Genomic DNA, 20,246 nt, shown 5'->3' with positions numbered 1-20,246 from the left:
CCCCCGCGCACCGGAGTGCGCGAGGGCGACAAGCTCTTTCGCGGAACGCGAAGACCTACTTCTTGGCCGGAGCGGCCTTCTTGGCGGGCGCGGCCTTCTTGGCGGGCGCGGCCTTCTTGGCCGGAGCGGCCTTCTTGGCGGCGGGGGCCTCGTCCTCGACCGGAGCGGTCTCGGTGGTCACGTCCACGACCTCGGCGTCGACGGTCTCGTCGGCCGGGGCCTCCTCCTTGGCGGTGAAGCCCAGGTACGGGCCGACCTGGTCGCCGACCTTGCCCAGCACGTCCTGGGTCTGGGCCAGCAGGTCGTTGTAGCGGGTCTCGACCAGCTCGAAGCGGTCCTCGAAGGCCGGGTTGGCGCGCAGCTTCTCGACGGTCTCCTCGCCGCGGGCGGCCAGGTCGGCGTAGAAGTCCAGCAGCTGGTGGTAGTACTGGTCGACCAGCTTGCGCAGCTCTTCGGGGGTGGCCTTCTCGCGCAGCTCGGCCAGGTCCTCGGGCAGCTCGGACGGCAGCGCCTGCACGCGCTGACGCAGGGTCTCGGCCTGCTCCTGCAGGTCGGCGGGGAGGTTGGCGAAGCGCTCGCGGGCCTCTTCGATGCGACCCTGCACGTCGGCGGAGTTGGCGCGCTCACGGATCTGCGAGACGGCATCGGTCACGACAGCGTAGAGGGCGTCGCCGGCACCGACGGTGGCGTAGATCGGCTTGGTGACGGTGGCGGTCAGATTCGATTCGGTCATGATGGTTCGCTCTCCTGGCGTGGCGGAACTTCGGTTGTGCGGTGCGGAACCTCGTTGTCCCTGTTTCCCCCGGGAACGCCCCCCATTAGCTCCGTTGCGTCCCCTCTGTCCTCGTTAGCCTGGTTCTCCCGGCAAAACGATTCATAGATGTCCAAGAGGACCTGCTTCTGACGTTCGGTCAGGCCGTTGTCGGCCAGCAGGGCATCCCGGACCGGGCCGTGCGGCCTCTGCTCGAGGTACCCGGCCCGCATGTACAAGACCTCCGAGGAGACCCGCAGACCCTTGGCGATCTGCGCGAGTACCTCGGCGGACGGGTTCCGCAGCCCGCGCTCGATCTGACTCAAGTACGGATTGCTCACCCCCGCCAGCGCTGCGAGCTGCCGCAGCGAGACCTGGGCGGCCTCGCGTTGCGACCGGATGAAGCCCCCGATGTCGTGAGCCGCGTTGGCTACGCGGCCCGACCGGTCTCCGGCGGCGGACGTCTCCGCTGCGTCGCCGTCGATCGGTTCGGGAACCTCGGGATCGTGCTTCATCACTCACCTTCCGGCGGTTGTGGGGCCAATTCTAGGACGGGGTGCTAACTCTTGCAAGCGCTCTGTTAGCAGGCCCTATCGATGCCAGGTCGGCAAACACTCAGCGCTTCAACCGAAGCGCTAATTGGTCAATTGTTCAGCCATTGAACAGCAAATGCGAAACGGTGTAGATCACAAGGCCCGCAAGCGAACCCACGACGGTGCCGTTGATGCGGATGAATTGCAGGTCCTTGCCGGCCGCCAATTCGATCTTGCGCGAAGCCTCCTCGGCATCCCAGCGCGCCACCGTGTCGCTGACCAGACCGGCGAACTCGGCGCCGTAGTTGGCGACCAGGTAACGGACGCCCCGCTCCAGCCAGCCGTCCACCTGATCGCGCATCGCCGGGTCCGAGGACAACCGCTCGCCCAACTGCAGGACGTTCTCCGACACCTTGCGCCGCAAGGTCGAATTCGGATCGTCGGCCGATTCCAGGATCACCCGCTTGGCCGCGCGCCAGGTGGCCTGCGCCATTCCGGTGACCTCGCGCCGGCCCATCAGCTCGGTCTTGATCTTTTCCGCCTTCTCGATCATCGCCTCGTCGAATTGCAGATCGTGGGCGAATTCCTCGAGGAAGCGATTCGCGGCCAGCCGCACCTCGTGATCGGGCTGGGTCCGCACCTTCCAGGTGAATTCCACCAGCTCGCGATAAATGCGTTCGGCCAGGAGCGAATTCACGAATTTGGGCGCCCACGAGGGCGCGTCCCGGTTCACGATGCGGTCGAGGGTCTCCTGCGAGTCCAGCGCCCACTGGTGCGCGCGCTCGGCCAGCAGGTCCAGCAGCGGGGCCTGCCGGTTGTCGGCGATCAACTCGTTGAGGACCTTGCCGATGGGCGGGCCCCACAGCGGTTCCGCGATCCGCTTCACGATGGTCTGGTCGATGACCTGCTCGACGTCCTCGTCGCGCAGCACCCCGATCACCGCGCGCAGGATCGTCGCGCTCTCGTCGGAGATCCGTTCCGCGTTCGCCGGTTCGGCCATCCACCGGCCCAGCCGCAACGGAATCTGCGCGGAATTCACCTTGACGGCGACGGCGTCGGGCGAGAGGAAATTGGTGCGCACGAAATCACCGAGGCCCTCGCCCACCTGATCCTTCTTCTTGCGGATGATCGCGGTGTGCGGGATCGGCAGACCCAGCGGATGCCGGAACAGGGCGGTGACGGCGAACCAGTCGGCCAGCGCGCCCACCATGCCCGCCTCGGAGGCGGCCTTGACGTAGCCCACCCACTCCCCGCCCCCGCCGCGGGAACTGATCCATGCGCAGACGATGTAGATGACGGTGGCCACGGCCAGGAAGCCCGTCGCGATGGCCTTCATACGCCACAGCTCGCGCTTCTTACCCTCTTCGTCCAGGAGATCGGCGAACGCTCCGCCGCCGGTGGGGATGGTCTTCATCGGCTTCGGCTCGGTCTGCTCGAGTACCCCGGCACTGCCGGCAGGTTGCTCCATGACTTCCATTCTGGCGCGTGATGTGACGAACTCCCCGCCACCGTGCCCTTCCCGAACGGCGGCGATCCACAGCATGGGAGGCTTAAGCTGAATAGGCCCAGGCCCAGGACGCGAACAAGGAGCCAACGCAGCGTGACCACCAAAGGCAGCGTGAGTGCAGCCGTCGAGGCGGCCACCGGTCCACGCGGGGGTCGTGTGGACGGCCGCAAACGCCGCTGGCAGCAGCACAAGATCGACCGACGCGAAGAACTGGTGGACGGCACCCTCGCCGCCATCCGCAAGCGCGGCGGCGATGCCGGCATGGACGAGATCGCCGCCGAGATCGGCGTCTCCAAAACCGTGCTCTACCGGTATTTCTCGGACAAGCAGGATTTGACCCGAGCCACCATGGAACGGTTCATCGAGACCACCCTGATGCCGCGCATCTACGGCGCCATCAGCGACGACCTCGACGAATACCAATTGGTCCGCAACACGCTGGCGGCGTACGTCCACACCGTGGATTCGGACACCGATGTGTACCGGTTCATCATGGGCAACGGCGCGGCGACCGACACCTCCACCCTCGCCGACTTCGAGAAGTTGTTCGCGCAGGTGGTCTCCGCGGTCATCATCGACAAGTCCTTCGACCGCGGCCTGCAGACCGAAGGCGCCATGCTGTGGTCCTACGTGCTGGTCGGCGGCGTGCAGCTGGCGACCGACTGGTGGATCTCCAACCGCACCATGTCCAGCGAGGAAATGCTCGACTACCTCACCATGATGGCCTGGAGCGCCATCGAGGGCATGGTCCGCGCGGGCGGCGATCGCCATTACTTCAACTCGCGCCCCCACGTGCTACCCGATGCGGAGAACAACCCAAACAGTGCTAGCTGACGGCTAGCACTGGAGTTCCCAGTGTGGTTAGTCTGAGGTCGGCGGAGCGCACCCTCTGAGACGCTCACATCACAGGGGTTTCCGTCATGTCGGCACCAACGGGGGTGTTGGCTCCCATGGAGGGTCACTGATGGCGAAAGAGCTGCCCACATCCAGGCTCGCGCGGGGGACGAAGCTGGGAATCGCTGTAGCCGGTAATGCCTTGCGCGCCCAGAAGACCCGACGCTCCATGCGCGGCAGATCCGAGGCGGTGCGCGCCCGGATGGCCGAGGAATCCATGATCCGGGCCACCGAGCAGATGGTCATGGTGCTGGGCACCATGAAGGGCGTCGCCATGAAGCTCGGGCAGATGCTGTCGGTGCTGGACCTGGACCTGGTGCCGCCCGAGCATCGGGAGCGGTTCCAGCGGCGGCTCGCGGTGCTGCGCGACAGCGCGCCCTCGGTGTCGTTCGACGTGATGCGGGCCGTCATCGAGGAGGATTTCGGGCAGCCGCTGGAGAAGGTGTTCGCCGAATTCGATCCCGAACCCGTCGCCGCCGCCTCGATCGGGCAGGTCTACAAGGCGGCCCTGCACGACGGCCGCGAGGTCGCGGTGAAGGTGCAGTACCCGGGCATCGACACCGCCGTGCGCGCGGACCTCAAGAACCTGGCCATGTTCCGCCGTATCCTGCAGTCCGCCATGCCGTGGGTGACCCCGGCCGTGCTCGACGAGCTGCGGCTGAACCTGGAGAGCGAACTCGACTACGTCGCCGAGGCCACTACCCAGAAGCAGATCTCGGACCTGTTCGCCGGGCACCCGTTCATCGTGGTGCCCACCACCTACCCGGAACTGTCCACCACCCGCGTGCTGGTCAGCGAGTACTTCCCCGGCCGCGGCTTCGAGGAGATCCGGGAAATGCCCGCCGCCGAACGGAATCGGATCGGCGAGATCATCTACCGGTTCTACGTGGGCTCGCTGTTCACCTTCAACGAGTTCTGCGGCGACCCGCACCCCGGCAACCTGCTGCTCGGCCCGGATGGCCGGGTCGCGTTCCTGGATTTCGGGCTCTACAACCGGATGGATCCCGAACACGTGCGCTTCGAGGCCGTCTGCATCCGCGCGGCCGCCGAGGAGCGGGCCGAGGACCTGCGCGACCTCATGGTGCAGCGCGGCGTCATCGAGTCGCCCGAGGAGATCACGCCCGAGGAATGCCTGGAATACGTGCTCGCCGCGTGTGAATGGGCGCTGGTGGACGAGGAACTCACCATCACCCCCGAATTGGCCTCCGGCGCCTTCGTCCTCGCGGTGGACCCGCGGGCCACCGACTTCGAGGGCATGAAACAGCAGAATCTGCCGCCCGAGCACCTGTTCTCCCGCCGCGCCGACTTCCTGACCTTCGGCATGCTCGGGCAGCTGGAAGCGACCGGCAACTGGCACCGCATCGCACGGGAGTGGCTGTACGGGGACGACCCGGTCACCGAACTCGGCCGCGCCCATCACGAGTGGCTGACGAGCCGACCGGCTCCCACGCCCACCACCGGGGCACCCACCAAGAAGCCCCGCAAGCGCGCCGCCAAGGCGTGACAACCCCAACTCGCGGGGCTCGCTGGGGCTTCGCCCCCGAACCCCCAGGAACAGATTGGTGAGACTGTGGCCGCAAGGGAATTCGACATAGCGTTATTCGGGGCGACCGGCTTCGTGGGGAAGCTGACCGCGCAGTATCTGGTGGAGGCGGCGCCCGCGGGCGCGCGTATCGCGCTGGCGGGTCGCTCGCTGGAGAAGCTGGCCGCCGTTCGTGCGGAACTCGGCCCGCTCGCCGCGGAATGGCCGCTGGTGCAGGCGGATTCGACGGATCAAGAGAGCCTGAACGCTTTGGCGGCGCGGACCAAGGTGGTCGTCACGACCGTGGGTCCGTACCTGCGCTACGGGTTCCCGTTGGTCCAGGCGTGCGCGGAGAACGGCACGCACTATGCCGATCTGACCGGCGAGCCGCTGTTCATCCGCGAATGCATCGACCGGTTCGGCGACAAGGCCGCCGAGACCGGCGCGAAGATCGTGAATTCCTGCGGCTACGACTCGATCCCGTCGGATCTGAGCGTGTACCAGCTGTACAAGCGCAGCGTCGACGACAATGCCGGCGAGCTCACCGACGTCACCCTGGTGGCGTGGCTCAAGGGCGGAATGAGCGGCGGCACCATCGATTCCGGGCGCGCCATGATGGAGGCCATCGCCGAGGATCCGGCCAAGGCGTCGGTCATGTCGCACCCGTATTCGCTGAGCCCCGACAAGTCCATGGAACCCGATGTCGGCCGCCAGTCCGACCAGGCGTGGTCCCGGGCCTCGGACATCGACCCGAGCCTGAACGGCTGGGTGGCGACATTCATCATGGGCGCGCACAACAGCAAGGTGGTGCGCCGCTCGAACGGCCTGCTCGGCTGGCCGTACGGCAAGAACTTCCGCTACCGCGAGGTGATGAGCGCGGGCTCGTCGGCCACCTCGCCGCTGGTCGCCGCCGGCATCGCGGGCGGCATCGTGGCCACCATGGCTACCGGTGCGGTGTTGTCGCGGGTGGCGCTGGGCCGCAAACTGCTCGATCGGATCGTGCCCGCGCCGGGCACCGGTCCGAGCGAGAAGGCCCGCCGCAGTGGCTGGTTCACCATGCGCACCTTCGCCCACACCACCTCGGGCGCCAAGTACGAGTGCACCTTCGCGGGCAAGGGCGACCCCGGCTACCAGGCCACCTCGGTCATGCTCGGCCAGGCCGGTCTCTGCCTGGCCTTCGACGACCTGCCGGAGCTGGCGGGCATCCTCACCCCCGCCTCGGCCATGGGTGACGCGTTGACCGAACGGCTGCGCGCCGCCGACATCACCATCGAGGTCACCCCGGCCTGACCGGGCTCGGCGGTCCCGCCGGGGTGCTGTACTTCGCGATCAGCTCGCGATACTTCTCGAAGGCGGGCTTCGGCGTGTAATCCGAACGCAGGAGCCCGAATTCGAGGTTCATATCGCCCTGGTCGCTGTACGAATCGCGGAGGCCGAAGTGCTCGTAGGTGGTGATGCCGAGTTGGTAGGCCAGGCGGTCGACGAGTTCGACCATGGTCTCGAGCACCTCGGCCTGCCGCGCGTAGGACCGTCCCGGCCCGGTGGCCCAACCGTTTTCGCTGATGTGGATGGGTGTCGTGGCGGGTATCCCCGCGGCGGCGAGGCTGTCGCGCCGGAAGCCCGTCAGCACCGCCGTGGCGGCGGCTTCCAACTCCGAGGCCGGTAGCGGCCGGAAGACGTCGGGGAAGAAGTCCAGCCCGACATAGTCCAGCGCGTCGGTGAATTCGCGGCCGCCCAGGCGGCCGAGGTCCGTCCAGTACTCCTGCCCTGGATCGAAGGCCGGTGCCGCGTTGCAGCCGATGCGCACCGCGAGGCCGAGCCGATCCACCTCCGCGCGAGCGGCCAGTACTCCCTCGACCACGGCCCGCCGGACCTGCGGAAAGTCGCCGTTGCCGCCGGGGCCGGCGTGGTTGGGCTCCTGCGCGATCTGCAGCGAGGACAGCACCGGCCCGTGCTCGCGAATCTGCTTGCGCAGGAACGCGAGCCAGCCGGTGAGGTCGTCGCCGGGCTCATGGAAACACACCGCCAGATCGAGGGTCCGATGTGCCCCGGCGTACTGCCACGGCCGCGGCGGGCCCTCCTGGAATCCGCCGCGCGCATCGCTGTACAGGACGTATCCGCGCACCACGAACGGGTGCTGGCCGTGCAGGTCGTCGAGGGCGGCCGCGATGCGGTCGGCCCGTTCCGGCGGTCCGGGGGTGACATTGCCGTACTGGTCGCCGCCGAGCCCGCCCGCGTAGATGCCGAATCCGAGGGTCATGGCCACGACCGTACCTCGAATTTTGGTGTCACACCATTTTTAGTGTCACACCTATACTGGCCGCGACCGGAAGGAGCGATCGTTGGCACTGCGCGAGGAGAAGAAGCGCGCCACCCGTACCGCGCTGGCCGATGCGGCCATGGCGCTGTTCACGGAGAAGGGGTTCGACAAGGTCACCGTGGCGGAGGTCGCGCGGGCGGCGAACGTGTCGGTCAATACCGCGTTCAACTACTTCCCGACCAAGGAGGACCTGTTCTTCGACCGCCAGGACGAGGTCGTGGACCGGCTCGCGGCGGCGGTGCGGGATCGCGAACCGGGCGAGTCGGCCGCGGCAGCGGTGCGGCGCTCCTTCCTCGACCGGGTGCGCCGGGACGATCCGACGCTCGGCCTCGCGCCCGCCGCCACCACCTTCTGGCAGCTGATCGACGACAGCCCGGCACTGCGGGCACGCTTGCGGCGCCTCGGCGAGCAGACGGAGAACGCCCTCGCCGAGGCGCTGGCCGAGGCCACCGGCGCGGGTGCGGACGACCCCGTGCCGCGGCTCGTCGCGGCAGCTCTCGCGGGCCTCGATCGCGCACTGCACGCCGAGATCCGCCGCGCCATCCTGTCGGGCGCGGACCCGGAGACGGTGCGGGCCATGGCGATTCGAGCGGCCACCGACGGATTCGACGCGGCCGTGACGGGGCTCGCCGACGGCGAGCGGTGAGCCCGGTCAGCCCGGGGTGCGGTCGATCAGCGCGGTGAGCGCGGCGCGGAGGTCGGGGCGGGCCGCGCCGGAATACAGTTCGGCCAGCGCGATCTCGGCGACCATGGCGATCACCAGGTGCGCCACGGCGGGAGGATTCCCCCAGCCCAGCTTTTCGATGTCAGGGGCGATCATGGCGGCCACGAGCTGATTGCGGGCCGTCACCTCGTCGAGCAGGTCGGCATCGGTGCGGGATTGGGCCAGGAAGGCTTTCGTGCCGCGAGTCGCGAGGCAGGCGTCGAGGTACGCGGCGAGACCGGTGTGGAGGCGGGCCGGGCCCGGCTCGAGCTCGCCGATGGCTGCGAGGACCAGGGTGGTCAGTTCGTCGTGGTAGCGCCGGTGCAGGGCCACCACGTAGCTGCGGCGGTCCGGGAAGTGGTGGTAGAAGGTGCCTTTCGCCATCCCCGCCGCCTGCACGACGGCGTTCACGGACAGTCCGGCCAGGCCATTGCGGGCGGCCACGTCGGCCCCCGCGTCGAGCAGGGCGTTGCGGCCGGGTTCCGCCGGTCGTGGCATGGCCGAAATCCTTTCCTGGGCCGGGGCTTTCCCTGAGGGTACATCGCGGGCTAGCCTATGACCGACCGGTCGGTCATGCCCGGCGCGCTGGGGGCGCCGGGCGTACGACCGCCACGAACACCGGGAGCACCCATGTCGCGATCGGCCACCGGCCGTCTCACCCTCGCCGCCCTGTTCACCGCGAGCCTGTGCGCCGGCGCCCTCACCGGTCAGGCCACCGCCGACCAGCCCGATCCGTCGTACAGCTATTTCGGCGGGCTGGCAGCCGAGCTCACCGCGCCGGGGCAGCCGCCGCCGGGCGCGAACGACTGGTCCTGCACACCGACCGCGGCGCACCCGAATCCGGTCGTCCTGCTGCACGGGCTGGGCAATGAGACCGTCGGCTGGAACACCCTGTCGCCGGTGCTCGTCAACGCCGGATACTGCGTGTTCACCACGACCTACGGCAGGGGCGCGCTCGGGCCGATCATGGGCGCGGTGACGCCGGTCGAGACCAGCGCCCGGCAGGTCGCCGACTTCATCGACCGGGTGCGCACCGAAACCGGTTCGGACAAGGTCGATCTCGTCGGCCATTCGATGGGCGGCGCGGTCCCCTTCTACGCCCTGAACCACCTCGGCGCGGCTCCGAAGATCGACCACTACGTGGCGCTGGCCGCGCCGCTGCACGGCTCGACGGTGAGCGGTCTGGCGAACCTGCAACCGCTGCTCGAATCCACCGCACCCGGAACGGAATTGGCGGCGCAATGCGGCCCCTGCCAGCTGTCGCCCGGTTCGCGGGTCGCGGTGGACCTGAACCCCGACCCGGCCATCGCCCCGGCGATCCGGTTCACCACGGTGGTGTCCCGCTACGACGAGATCGCCACCCCCTGGACCACCGGCCTGCTCGACGGCCCGAACGTCGACACTGTGGTGCTGCAGGACCTGTGCGCGACCGACTACACCGAGCACTTCGAACTGCCCGCCGATCCGGTCGCGGTGCGGGTGGTGCTCAATGCCCTCGATCCCGAACACGCTCGGCCGGTGTCCTGCACGGTCGTGCTGCCGTTCGCGGGACCGGTCCGATAGAAATCCTCCGCCCGGACGCGACAGGTCGCGAACTGCGCTCGAGCGTGACGGCCAGCACCCGCAGAATCTCTCCGGTAGGGTCGCGGGCGGGACGGAGGTGGTTACCGAGAAAGGGGGGTCGGCCACGTGAAATGGATCCTGACCCCGGACGAGTTCGCGACCATCTGGACCCGCGAAACCGATCTGGAACGCCGTCCCTACCCGCTCGACACGAGCCCCGCGGCAACCGAGAACCCCGGCGGCGCATCGCGATTCGGCCCGCTGGCGCTGGGCGCGCCGATGCCGCGCCACCTGCGCCGCACCGATCCGGACCTGGCCGCCGCCCTCGCGCTGTGCGCCCGCACCGACACCACCACCGTCACCCTCTACGGCGAACGCACCGCCCGGCCCGACGCCCGGCGCATTCTCGCCTTCGCGGCGGTGGGCCAGCAGCGGGCCGGAATACTGGTCTCGATGCCGGACGCGGTGACCGTATCCCTGTGTCCCGCCGAGCATCTGGGCCGGGAACTGGTGGAGATCATCGGGTCCGCGCCGCCCGGACGGCTGGACACGCTGCGCGAACCCCAGCAGGCCGTGCTGTATCCCGACGCCGCCGGAGCCGGGGAGGAAGCGGATCGCTTCCGCCGCAAACTGCGCGAGCCCGTGGACGGGCGCGGCTTCATCACCGTCTCGGTGGAACCGGCGAACCCGCTCGCGCCGCCGACCCGGCATCGCACCTGGCTCGACTTCTCCGGCGACGGCCGCTACCTGCTCACCACCGCCGCCGATCTCACGCTGACCCCGGTCACCGACGAGGAACTGGCCGCCCAACTGGTGCACCTGGCCCGGGTTTGATTCGGCGCAGTTGCCTGCGGCGAACCGCGCCGCGTGCTACGCATGGTGAATGGCGAAAGCGACATCCTGGTCCAAACCGGTAACCAAGGTGCTGCGCGCCGACGGCATCTCGGTCAAGGACCTGAATCCCGCCACGACTCCGGGCTTCAAGGGCGACAAGCGTGCCGGGGAGGCCCTGCTCGAGGAGCGCCGCGCGGTGCTGTCGGATCTGCAGGAGAAGCTCTACGCCAACGGCCGCTCCGGCGACACCCGCAGTGTGCTGCTGGTGCTGCAGGGCATGGACACCGCGGGCAAGGGCGGCATCGTCCGGCACGTGATCGGCTCGGTCGACCCGCAGGGCGTGGATCACGCGGCCTTCGGGGTGCCGACCGCCGAGGAGCGCAAGCACCACTACCTGTGGCGGATCCGCAAGCAGCTGCCGCGCGGCGGGCAGATCGGCGTGTTCGACCGCTCGCACTACGAGGATGTGCTGGTGGTGCGGGTGCACGAGCTGGTCCCGCCGGAGGTGTGGGGCAAGCGCTACGACGAGATCAACAAGTTCGAGCGCAAACTGGTCGACGACGGCACCACCGTGGTGAAGGTCGCCATGTTCGTCTCCCTCGACGAGCAGAAGAAGCGGCTCGCGCAGCGGCTGGAACGCCCCGACAAGTACTGGAAGTTCAATCCCGCCGACATCGACGAGCGCGGCTACTGGCCGCAATACCAACAGGCGTACCAGGCGGTCCTGGACCGCACCAACACCGACTACGCCCCCTGGTACGTGCTGCCCTGCGACTCCAAGTGGTATGCCCGGCTGGCCGTCACCGAACTGCTCATCGACGCCCTGCAGGGCCTGAAACTCGACTGGCCGCCGGCCGACTTCGATATCGACGAGCAGAGGAAGCGCCTCGCGCGGGCGTGATCCCCGTCCCCCCATACGCCCGCTTGCTGGTTTCTCTCAGGTTCGCGGGTGAAGATGGGCCCGCACATGTCGTGACTACGGAAGGTGTGGTGAGCGCAGAGGTGAGCAACAAACCGGGTCGGAATCCGCTGGCGCAGGCGGCCAAGGCCGACCGCAACCGCAGGATCCTCATTCAAGTGGCGGTGGCCGTCGTCCTGCTCGGCCTGATCGCCGGCATCGGCATCACCTTGGCGACGCGCAAGCACAACGACGACAAGGCCGCCGAGGGCTCGAACACGTTCCACTGGAATGCCGAGCAGGCCGCGCTGGTGCCGCCGAACCTCACCCCCGAGGGCGCGATCCGGATCGACAACACCGCCGCCCCCGCGCCCGCGGGCAAGCAGAAGGTGTCCGTGCGCGTGGTCGCCGACGTGCAGTGCCCCGCCTGCAACATGTTCGAGAAGGCCAATGCCGACGCGCTGGTCAAGGCCGTCCAGGGCGGCCAGGCGGTGGTGGACTACAACATCATCACCTTCCTCGACCGCGCCTCCAACGGCAATCAGTTCTCCACCCGGGGGGCCGCTGCCGCCTACGTGATGTACGAGGCCGACCCGTCGAAGTTCCAGGGCTGGCTGTCCGCCATGTACGAGCACCAGCCCAAGGAGGGTGGCAACGGCATGAGCGACGACCAGCTCATCCAGATCGCCAAGGACTCCGGGTACACCGATCCGGCCGTGGCCCAGGCCATCAAGGACGGCAAGTACACCACCTGGGTGAAGCAGCAGACCGACAAGGTCTTCGCCACCGGCGTGAAGTCCACCCCGACGGTGTACGTGAACGGCACCCAGGTGTCCGACGCCCAGGCCCTCATGTCCTCCGGCGGCATGACCTCGGTGATCGAGAACGCGAGCAAGTGATGATCTCCGCGGGACCCCGATCGGCGTGGCCGCTGCTGCTGGCCGCGCTGATCGGCTGGGGGGCTTCGGTCACGCTGCTGGTCGAGAAGTTCAAGACGCTCACCGAACCCGGCTACCGGCCGGCGTGCACGATCGACGCGACGCTGTCGTGCACCACGGTGATGGCGGACAAGACCGCCTCACTGTTCGGATTCCCCAATCCGGTCATCGGTGTCGTGGGCTTCTCGGTGGCCGTCACCATCGGCGTACTGCTGGTATGCGGAATCTCCTTGCCGCGCTGGTTCGTCGGAGGTCTGTGGCTGGGCCTGCTGCTCGGTGTGGCCGCGATCGGCTGGCTGGTCTGGGACGCGACCTTCCGGATCCACGCGCTGTGCCCGTGGTGCATGGTGGTCTGGGTCGTCACCCCGGCCATGCTCGCCATCGTGACGGGCCTGATGTTCGGGCGCGGGCGCGGAGTGGCACAGATCGTCGCGGAGTGGCGGTGGACGCTGGTCGCCGTGTTCTACGCGGTGGTCATCCTGATCGTGTACGTCCAGTTCCAGTCGTACTGGAACAGCAAGTTCTGATCGGCCGGGGCTAGTTCGGCGGGCCGACGGTGAGGGTCACATTCACCGTCCGTCGCGCCCCGCCCGGTTCGCTGATCTCGAGCCGCACCACATCGTCCGGTTTATGGGCGTTGAGTGCGGCTTTCAGCATTTGTGAGCCCGTGATGGGGCGATCGTCGACGGCGGTGATGACCTCGCCGTCGGCGAGCCCGGCCTCGTAGGCGGGCTGTCCGTAGATGGCGACGTCGATGCGCGCGCCCGCCGGCGCCCCCGACTGCGGGGACTGCTGCGCGTCGGAGGTGAGGATGCCGAGGGTGGCGGTGGGGCCGATGTGCACGGTGTCGGTCGGTGTGCCGGAATGGATCTGGCGGACCACGCCCATGGCGGTGTCGATGGGCACCGCGTACCCGTTGGGCCTCTTGCCCACCGCCTTCGCCGCCTCGCCGGAGGCGGCGGTGACGACCCCGATCACCGAGCCGTAGCGGTCCACCAGCGCGCCGCCGGACTGCCCGGCGGCGACCGCGGCCGCGACCTCGATCATGCCGCGCAACGACTTCCGCGTCAGGTCGGCCGAATTACGCGCCACGATGGACGAATCCAGATTGGTGATGGGCCCGCCCACCGCGGTCGGCGATCCGGTGCCGCCCGCATTGCCGATGGCCAGCACGTCGTCGCCCACGTGCAGCGGGGCGGAACTGCCGATCCGAGCGACCGGGAGCCCGCCCGCGCCCTGCAGATCCAGCAGGGCGATATCGGCCATGGCGTCGTATCCGGCCACCGTGGCGGTGTAGACCGCGCCGGTGCCGACATCCGAAACCGTCACGGTGTCCGCGCCTTTGATGACGTGATGACTGGTGAGCACCTCCCCCTCGGCGCTGAGCACGATGCCGGATCCGGCCGCGCCCATGCCGTAGGGGCGGATGCCCGCGGTGATGTTGACCAGCGCCGGTTCCGCGACGCGCGACACCAGGGTGGCGTCCAGCGGAGGCAGCGGCGGGCCGGTCAGTCCGGCGGTGGCGATCTGGTCGCCGAAGGGCCAGCGGGGCAGTTCGCCGCGGTAGCCGAGGAATCCGGTGATGCCGAGTACGACCACCACGATCAGCGCGAGCGCCCGGCCGCCGCCACCGCTTCTGTCGCTGTCCACGGACCCTCCCGATTGCGGTTCGCCCGCCGGCTCGAGCAAGTGTCTCTCTTCCGGTGTACCAGCATTTCCCCGGCCCGTTGCGCATTCAGCGGCTGAGCGCCGCGACGCCCAGCATGAACAGCACCCCGGCCAGGGTGCACACCAGCGGTCCCCGGGCCGGTTTGCCCGCGTGTGCCTCGGGCAGGATATCGGCCGTGGCGAGGTACAGCAGGAAGCCCGCGAAATAGCCCAAGAACAGCCCGACCAGTCCGGATGGAACGCGGACCACCGTGCCGATCACGGCGCCGATCACCGGCGCGACCGCATCCAGCCCGAGCATGACCAGGCCGCGCTTGCGGGCATTGCCGTACAGCGTGGTCAGCGTGAAAGTGTTGAATCCGTCCGCGAAGTCGTGGCAGATGACCGCGATCGCCACCGCCACACCGGTCGCCGCGCCCGCCTGGAAACCGAAGCCGATGCTCAGACCGTCGAGCGTGCTGTGGAAGACCAGCCCGCCCGCAGCCAGCAGCCCCAGCGAACTGAAGTCGTGATTGTGCCGGTGGGCGACGAATTCGTCCTCGTAACCGGTATGGATCGCCATCGACCGCTCGATCACGTGCACGGTGAAGAAGCCGACCACCGCGGCCAGCAGCGGTACCGGTACGCCCAGCGCCTCTCTGTCGTCGAGCTCCAGCGCCTCGGGCATCAGGTCGAAGGCCACCACCCCGAGCATGACGCCCGCGGCCAGACCCAGCACCAGGCGCTTGAACTCGCCGATGCGCACCGCCAGCAGCCCGCCCGCCAGGGTCGAGCACATCGACAACAGGGCCAGCAGAATCGCCATTCCGCCAGCATGCCGACCGATTGCGGGGCCATCGACACGGCACGCCGGGGCGGGAAAACGGACGGATGGTTTGAGCTCCAGGGGATGCCGGAGTAGGCATGACTGCATGAGCACCGCTACCGCCTATGCCGTGAACGCCCCGGACGGGTCCTTCGAGAAGGTCGCCATCGAGCGTCGCGAACTCGGCCCCCACGACGTGCTGATCGACGTGAAGTACGCGGGCATCTGCCACTCAGACATCCACACCGCCCGCGACGAATGGCACGGGACCGCCTACCCGTGCGTGCCCGGCCACGAGATCGCCGGAATCGTGGCCGCCGTCGGGCCCGAGGTGACCCGGCACCAGGTCGGCGACCGAGTCGGCGTGGGCTGCTTGGTCGGCTCATGCGGCGAGTGCGAGCCGTGCGTGGCCGGGGAGCAGCAGTACTGCGCCCGAGGCGCGGTGTGGACCTACAACTCCCCCGTGCCCGCCGAACAGCAGGCCGGCGGGCGCACCCTCGGCGGCTACTCCACGCAGATCGTGGTGACCGAGGGCTTCGTGCTGTCCATCCCCGAGGGCATCGGGCTGGATGTGGCCGCGCCGCTGCTGTGCGCGGGCATCACCCTGTTCTCGCCGCTGCGGCACTGGAACGCCGGGCCGGGCAAGCGCGTCGCCATCATCGGCATGGGCGGGCTCGGGCACATCGGCGTGAAGATCGCCGCCGCCATGGGCGCGGAGGTGACCGTGCTCAGCCACTCGCTGTCCAAGCAGGAGGACGGCCGCCGGTTCGGCGCGCACCACTATTACGCCACCGGCGACCGCGCCACCTTCAAGCAGCTGCGCGGCGCCTTCGACCTGATCATCAACACCGTGTCCGCGGATCTGCCGATCGAGGACTACCTCAAGTTGCTGCGCCTGGACGGCAGCCTGGTGGCGCTGGGCCTGCCGGACCAGCCCTACAGCATCCGGGCCTCCGTGCTGGCCGGCTTCCGCCGCTCCCTGTCCGGCTCCATGATCGGCGGCATCGCGCAGACCCAGGAGATGCTGGACTTCTGCGCCGAGCACGGCATCGGCGCGGAGATCGAGGTCATTCCCGCCGACCGCATCGACGACGCCTACGAGCGCGTGATCGCCTCCGACGTGCGGTACCGCTTCGTCATCGACGCCGCCACCATGTGACACCGCGGGGCATTTCGCACCGGCCGCTGCGAAATACCCCGCGCCGCACGTGATTCACCGACGGTTACCGGCCCGACTGCTCGCGCAGGGCCTGCTTGGCGGCGTCCTGCACCTTGTCCACCGCGCCGGCGAACTTGCCGTCGGTCTGCTGGTCCAGCGCGTCGCCGGCCTTGTCGATCAACGGCTCCAGCTTGTCGGCGTGCTGGCCCGCCAGCTCCGCCGCCTTGCCCGCCGCGTCCTTCAACTGATCGAACATGCCCACGGTCCACACTCCTGTCTCGAAACAACGTCCAGGACAGGCTATCTCCGTACGACGGGCGGCACCGGCGCCGCTCAGTTCGCGGGCGGCGGGCTGAAGACGCCGAAGCGGTTGCCGGAGGTGTCGAGCAGTTCGGCGAAGACCAGGCCGTTCTCGGCGGTCATGGGCTGCAGGAAAACCTTGCCGCCCTGCTTCTCGGCCGCGGCCAGGGTCGCGGCCACGTCCTGGACCAGCACGTAGAAGATGGCGTGGTTGGCCGACGCGTCGTCGACGTGCGCGAGGCCGCCGGCGGGCATCTCGTTGCCCGGGTAGGTGATGAGGTCGTAGCCGCTGTCCTGGTCCGGGTCCTGGGCGAAGTTCCAGCCGAACAGGCCGTTGTAGAAGGTCTTCACCGAGTCGGGCTGGTCGCTGCCGACCTGGAACCATGCGACGGTATTGAAGGGCGGGGTGGTCATGGCGGTCTCCCGTGCGGTCGTCGTGGATTTCTCTTTCCCCACCACGATCTCGCCGCCCGGCGACAACCCCCTGTCGGTGTTTCCCGATCTTTTGTCGGTGTTTTCCGGACCTAGCCGAGCGAGATCATCCGGATCTCGTGCACCGGCTCGGCGGGGCTGCACGTCTCGATGGACCGCTCCGGCCCGATCCGCCCGGTCAGCTCGATCGCCTTCATCCGGTCGAGCCGGAAATTGCGCGGTTCGTCGCGCAGCAGGCACCAGCCCAGCAGGTACCAGCCCCGGCCGCCGTGCAACAGGGCCACTGGTTCCACCTCGCGCTCACTGAGCACGCCTGCCCGATCCAGGTATTCGATGCGCAGCACCCGCCGCGCCACCACGGCCTGCTCCACCTCGGGCGGCACCGGCATGGGCGCGACCGCCTCGGGCGATTCCAGCAGCCGCACCCGCAGCGCCAATTGCCGTGCGGCGGCGGCGTTCTGGGCGGACATGGCGGCCAGGATCTTGCGCAGCGCGCTGCGCCCCGCGTCGGCGAACGGACCGCCGTCGGCGCGCGCCACTGCGACGGCCAGCGCCACCGCCTCGGCCGCGGTGAAGTTCAGCGGCGGCAGCGACATGCTCTTCTCCAGCGCGTACCCGCCCCGCCGCCCCACATCGGCGTAGATGGGCACCCCCGACTGCTGGAGCGCGCTGATGTCCCGCTCGACCGTGCGCACGCTCACCCCGTGCCGCGCGGCGAGTTCCCGTGCGGTGCGCAGGCGCGGCGACACCGCCCGCAACTCCTCGACGATCGCGTAGAGCCGGTCCGTGCGGTTCACGCCCACACCGTAGCGAGGCCCACCGACAATTCCGGGGCCCGCGGACCTACTTTCCCTGCTGGTCCGGCGGTATCTGATCGCCCTTCTGGTCGTAGGTGGGGATGACAGCGAACGCGCGGAACCCCGGTCCGATCGGCGGATCGAACCGGGGTTCCGGGATGAGAACGCTACGGCCTCAGGCGGTTTCGCCCGCGGCCGCTTCCGCGCGGCGGCGGACGCGGCGGGCGGCGGCCACCAGATTGCGCAGCGACGGATCCAGCTGCCAGTGGTGGCGGGTCTTGAGACCGCCGTCCGGGTTGGCCCACAACCGTTCCGGGCTGACGGCCTCGGCGGCCGCGGTGAGCAGCTCGTCCAGTTCGTCGATGTCCGGAATCCGCGCGGATCGCGATTCGTAGACGCCGGGGCCGACGCCGTGGGTGAGGCCGCGGCCCTCGGCGCAGTCCTCCTTCAACGCCTCCAGCACCCATTCGATGGAGCGGGTGGCGACGATGGCGGTGACGTCGGCGTCGAGTTCCTCGATGGCCGCCACCACGTCACCGCGGCTGGAATAGCCGATGTGCGTGTGGATCTGGGTCTCCGGCTTGATGCCGGAAGTGGCCAGCTTGAACGCGCCGACCGCCCAGCGCAGGTACTCGGCCTGCCCCTTCTTGCGCAGCGGCAGCAGCTCGCGGATGGACGGCTCGTCCACCTGGATGATGGCGATGCCCGCCTTCTCCAGGTCCGCGACCTCGTCGCGGATGGCCAGCGCCACCTGGTCGGCGGTCTCGTAGAGCGGCTGGTCCTGCCGCACGAAGGAGCGGGCCAGCATGGTGACCGGGCCGGTGACCATGCCCTTGACCGGCTTGTCGGTGAGCGACTGCGCGTACGCGGTCCACGACACCGACATCGGCTCGGGGCGGGCCACGTCGCCGTACACGATCGGCGGCCGCACACAGCGGGAGCCGTACACCTGCACCCAGCCGAAGTGGGTGGTGGCCATGCCGTCCAGCTGTTCGGCGAAGAACTGGATCATGTCGTTGCGCTCGTGCTCGCCGTGCACCAGCACATCCAGGCCGATGTCCTCCTGCAACCGGATGGTGGACTCGATCTCGGCTTCGATGCGCTTGCGGTACTCGTCGAACGACAGCCGGCCCTGACCGAGGTCGTGGCGCGCCTGCCGGGCGGTGGGGGTCTGCGGGAACGAGCCCAGCGTGGTGGCGGGCACCAGCGGCAGCTGAAGTTTGGCCTGCTGCGCCAGCTTTCGCGTCTCGTACGGTTCGCGCACCCGCATCTGCGGGGTCACGGCGTAGACGCGCTGGCGCACCGCGTGCTTCTGCTTGAAGTGCACCGAGGTCGGCTTCTTGCGCCACTTCTCCGAGGGGCCCTCGGTGAGCGCCCTGGCCAGCGAGACCACTTCCAGCACCTTCTGCTTGGCGAAGGCGAGGCGGTCGGCGACATTGCCCTCCAGCTCGTATTCGCGCAGCACGTCGTAGGGCACGTGCAGCAGCGAGGCGCCGGTGGACACCACCATGTCGGGGCAGACCTGGGCGAGCGCGTTGAGGTATTCCAGCGTCACGTACCGGTCGGCGCGCCACACATTGGTGCCGCTGATGACGCCGGCGTAGAGCCGCTTGCGCTTGATGCCGGGGATGGCGGCCAGCTCCTCGGGCCGGACCCGGTAGCTGGCCAGGTCCAGGCCGATGGCCTCGACCGCGGTGCGGCACAGGATTTCGGTGGCCTCACCGAAATCACCGTACGAGCCGGTGACCAGCATGCGCGGACGCAGCGGGGCCTTGGACAGCCGCTGGTAGGTCTTCTCGAACAGCTCCATGGTGGACGGCGAGCGGTCGCTGGTGAAACAGGGCTCGTCGAGCTGCACACAGGTGGCGCCGCGCTTGGCGAGTACCTCGAACAGTTCCTCGTACACCGGTAGCAGCTTGTCGAGCAGCACCAGCTTGTCGAATTCGGTTTCGCCGGGCACGTGTCCGGTCTTGGACAGCAGCAGCAGCGACAGCGGGCCGAGCACCACCGGACGCAGCTCGATGCCCGCGGCCTTCGCGCGGTCGAACTCGTCGAGCAGCGCTTCGGGGTGCAGCGAGAACTCGGTGTCGGGCTCGAGTTCCGGCTGCCGGTAGTGGTACGGCGTGTTCAGCAGCTTGACCAGCTCGAGCGGCGGCAGATCGGGCCGGCCGCGAGCCATCAGGAAGTAGAAGTCCAACGGGTCCAGGTCGTCCCGGAAGGGCTCGAACCGCTGCGGGACCGCGCCGAACAGCAGCGCGTTGTCGAGAACGTGGTCGTAGAAGGAGAAGGTGTTGCCGGGGACCTGGGTCAACCCGGTGGCAGCCAGCTCCAGATACTGACTCTCCTGAATCTCGCGCCCGACCGCGAGCAGTTCGTCACGGGAAAGCGTGCCGTGCCAATACGACTCGAGTGCACGCTTGAGTTCGCGGTGTTGCCCGATCCGCGGGTAACCCAGAATGCTGGACCCGAATCCGTCGGCGACGTTGACCATGAGAAGGACACTCCTTCCGAGCTGCGGGCCGGAATCGACCTGTTTGCAGCTTATGCCCGGTGAAGGTGGACGCCGCCACATGCCCGGCGACGCGCACCTGGGTAGAGAACGCGCGGCGCTCTCACGAGCGC

Annotated in this window: 21 protein-coding genes; 10 read left to right on the top strand and 11 right to left on the bottom strand. The window is 68.7% G+C overall.

Features of this window, described 5'->3' with window-relative positions; all coding sequences use genetic code 11:
* Positions 1 to 55: 55 nt before the first annotated feature.
* From ACFV4K_RS25505 to ACFV4K_RS25495, 3 genes are all read right to left on the bottom strand, one after another.
* Positions 56 to 733 (bottom strand): heparin-binding hemagglutinin, encoded by a 678-nt coding sequence (locus ACFV4K_RS25505; protein WP_379278259.1) that lies wholly within the window; start codon positions 731 to 733, stop codon positions 56 to 58.
* Positions 730 to 1,266, bottom strand: coding sequence for a helix-turn-helix transcriptional regulator (locus ACFV4K_RS25500; RefSeq protein ID WP_357090887.1), 537 nt, complete (start codon positions 1,264 to 1,266; stop codon positions 730 to 732). Before ACFV4K_RS25500 ends, ACFV4K_RS25505 begins: the two co-directional genes overlap by 4 nt.
* 136 nt (positions 1,267 to 1,402) lie before the next feature.
* On the bottom strand, positions 1,403 to 2,698 hold the full coding sequence (locus ACFV4K_RS25495; RefSeq protein WP_379278260.1) for a DUF445 domain-containing protein: 1,296 nt from the start codon (positions 2,696 to 2,698) through the stop codon (positions 1,403 to 1,405).
* A 186-nt stretch (positions 2,699 to 2,884) separates the two neighbouring features.
* Between ACFV4K_RS25495 and ACFV4K_RS25490 the strand changes: the two genes are divergently transcribed.
* The 3 genes from ACFV4K_RS25490 (at position 2,885) to ACFV4K_RS25480 (ending at position 6,497) form a co-directional block, all read left to right on the top strand.
* Positions 2,885 to 3,625, top strand: a complete 741-nt coding sequence (locus ACFV4K_RS25490) for a TetR/AcrR family transcriptional regulator (protein ID WP_379278258.1) — start codon at positions 2,885 to 2,887, stop codon at positions 3,623 to 3,625.
* Between the two features lie 130 nt (positions 3,626 to 3,755).
* On the top strand, positions 3,756 to 5,189 hold the full coding sequence (locus ACFV4K_RS25485) for an ABC1 kinase family protein (protein WP_379278257.1): 1,434 nt from the start codon (positions 3,756 to 3,758) through the stop codon (positions 5,187 to 5,189).
* 66 nt (positions 5,190 to 5,255) lie between these two features.
* Positions 5,256 to 6,497, top strand: coding sequence for a saccharopine dehydrogenase family protein (locus tag ACFV4K_RS25480; protein WP_379278256.1), 1,242 nt, complete (start codon positions 5,256 to 5,258; stop codon positions 6,495 to 6,497).
* Here the strand turns inward: ACFV4K_RS25480 and ACFV4K_RS25475 are convergent.
* Complete coding sequence (locus ACFV4K_RS25475; RefSeq protein ID WP_379278254.1) at positions 6,484 to 7,467, bottom strand: hypothetical protein; 984 nt, start codon at positions 7,465 to 7,467, stop codon at positions 6,484 to 6,486. The two genes, ACFV4K_RS25480 and ACFV4K_RS25475, sit on opposite strands and share 14 nt — an antisense overlap.
* Positions 7,468 to 7,549: 82 nt before the next feature.
* Here ACFV4K_RS25475 and ACFV4K_RS25470 point away from each other — a divergent pair, with 82 nt between their 5' ends.
* Positions 7,550 to 8,173, top strand: coding sequence for a TetR/AcrR family transcriptional regulator (locus ACFV4K_RS25470; protein WP_379278252.1), 624 nt, complete (start codon positions 7,550 to 7,552; stop codon positions 8,171 to 8,173).
* A gap of 6 nt (positions 8,174 to 8,179) precedes the next feature.
* Here the strand turns inward: ACFV4K_RS25470 and ACFV4K_RS25465 are convergent, their stop codons facing one another.
* Positions 8,180 to 8,728, bottom strand: a complete 549-nt coding sequence (locus ACFV4K_RS25465; protein ID WP_379278251.1) for a TetR/AcrR family transcriptional regulator — start codon at positions 8,726 to 8,728, stop codon at positions 8,180 to 8,182.
* A gap of 132 nt (positions 8,729 to 8,860) precedes the next feature.
* Here ACFV4K_RS25465 and ACFV4K_RS25460 point away from each other — a divergent pair, with 132 nt between their 5' ends.
* From ACFV4K_RS25460 to ACFV4K_RS25440, 5 genes are all read left to right on the top strand, one after another.
* Positions 8,861 to 9,793, top strand: a complete 933-nt coding sequence (locus tag ACFV4K_RS25460; protein WP_379278250.1) for an esterase/lipase family protein — start codon at positions 8,861 to 8,863, stop codon at positions 9,791 to 9,793.
* A 126-nt stretch (positions 9,794 to 9,919) separates the two neighbouring features.
* Positions 9,920 to 10,627, top strand: a complete 708-nt coding sequence (locus tag ACFV4K_RS25455; protein WP_379278248.1) for an ESX secretion-associated protein EspG — start codon at positions 9,920 to 9,922, stop codon at positions 10,625 to 10,627.
* A 49-nt stretch (positions 10,628 to 10,676) separates the two neighbouring features.
* A complete protein-coding gene (locus tag ACFV4K_RS25450; protein WP_379278246.1) occupies positions 10,677 to 11,528 on the top strand; it encodes a polyphosphate kinase 2 family protein in 852 nt (283 codons plus the stop codon).
* Between the two features lie 89 nt (positions 11,529 to 11,617).
* Positions 11,618 to 12,424, top strand: coding sequence for a DsbA family protein (locus ACFV4K_RS25445; RefSeq protein ID WP_379278245.1), 807 nt, complete (start codon positions 11,618 to 11,620; stop codon positions 12,422 to 12,424).
* Positions 12,424 to 12,990 (top strand): vitamin K epoxide reductase family protein, encoded by a 567-nt coding sequence (locus ACFV4K_RS25440; RefSeq protein ID WP_379278243.1) that lies wholly within the window; start codon positions 12,424 to 12,426, stop codon positions 12,988 to 12,990. Before ACFV4K_RS25445 ends, ACFV4K_RS25440 begins: the two co-directional genes overlap by 1 nt.
* 10 nt (positions 12,991 to 13,000) lie before the next feature.
* On the opposite strand, the gene ACFV4K_RS25435 is transcribed toward ACFV4K_RS25440, so the two are convergent.
* Positions 13,001 to 14,113 (bottom strand): S1C family serine protease, encoded by a 1,113-nt coding sequence (locus tag ACFV4K_RS25435; protein WP_379278241.1) that lies wholly within the window; start codon positions 14,111 to 14,113, stop codon positions 13,001 to 13,003.
* 85 nt (positions 14,114 to 14,198) lie between these two features.
* The gene (locus ACFV4K_RS25430; RefSeq protein ID WP_379278240.1) at positions 14,199 to 14,936 is read right to left on the bottom strand and encodes a ZIP family metal transporter; all 738 of its coding nucleotides are present in this window, start codon (positions 14,934 to 14,936) and stop codon (positions 14,199 to 14,201) included.
* A gap of 106 nt (positions 14,937 to 15,042) precedes the next feature.
* On the opposite strand from ACFV4K_RS25430, the gene ACFV4K_RS25425 reads away from it, so the two are divergent.
* Complete coding sequence (locus tag ACFV4K_RS25425; protein WP_379278238.1) at positions 15,043 to 16,095, top strand: NAD(P)-dependent alcohol dehydrogenase; 1,053 nt, start codon at positions 15,043 to 15,045, stop codon at positions 16,093 to 16,095.
* A gap of 64 nt (positions 16,096 to 16,159) precedes the next feature.
* Here the strand turns inward: ACFV4K_RS25425 and ACFV4K_RS25420 are convergent, their stop codons facing one another.
* From ACFV4K_RS25420 to metE, 4 genes are all read right to left on the bottom strand, one after another.
* Positions 16,160 to 16,351: an antitoxin gene (locus ACFV4K_RS25420; RefSeq protein ID WP_379278237.1), complete on the bottom strand. Its 192-nt coding sequence runs from the start codon at positions 16,349 to 16,351 to the stop codon at positions 16,160 to 16,162.
* A gap of 77 nt (positions 16,352 to 16,428) precedes the next feature.
* Complete coding sequence (locus tag ACFV4K_RS25415; RefSeq protein ID WP_379278235.1) at positions 16,429 to 16,809, bottom strand: VOC family protein; 381 nt, start codon at positions 16,807 to 16,809, stop codon at positions 16,429 to 16,431.
* Positions 16,810 to 16,919: 110 nt separating this feature from the next.
* Positions 16,920 to 17,624, bottom strand: a complete 705-nt coding sequence (locus ACFV4K_RS25410; RefSeq protein ID WP_379278234.1) for a helix-turn-helix transcriptional regulator — start codon at positions 17,622 to 17,624, stop codon at positions 16,920 to 16,922.
* Positions 17,625 to 17,799: 175 nt separating this feature from the next.
* A complete protein-coding gene (metE, locus tag ACFV4K_RS25405) occupies positions 17,800 to 20,115 on the bottom strand; it encodes a 5-methyltetrahydropteroyltriglutamate--homocysteine S-methyltransferase (protein WP_379278232.1) in 2,316 nt (771 codons plus the stop codon).
* Between the last annotated feature and the right edge of the window lie 131 nt (positions 20,116 to 20,246).

Source organism: Nocardia sp. NPDC059764, from assembly GCF_042732555.1.
GTDB lineage: Bacteria > Actinomycetota > Actinomycetes > Mycobacteriales > Mycobacteriaceae > Nocardia.
Note: the sequence above shows the minus strand (reverse complement) of the source record. Positions and strands in the feature narration are given on the sequence as shown.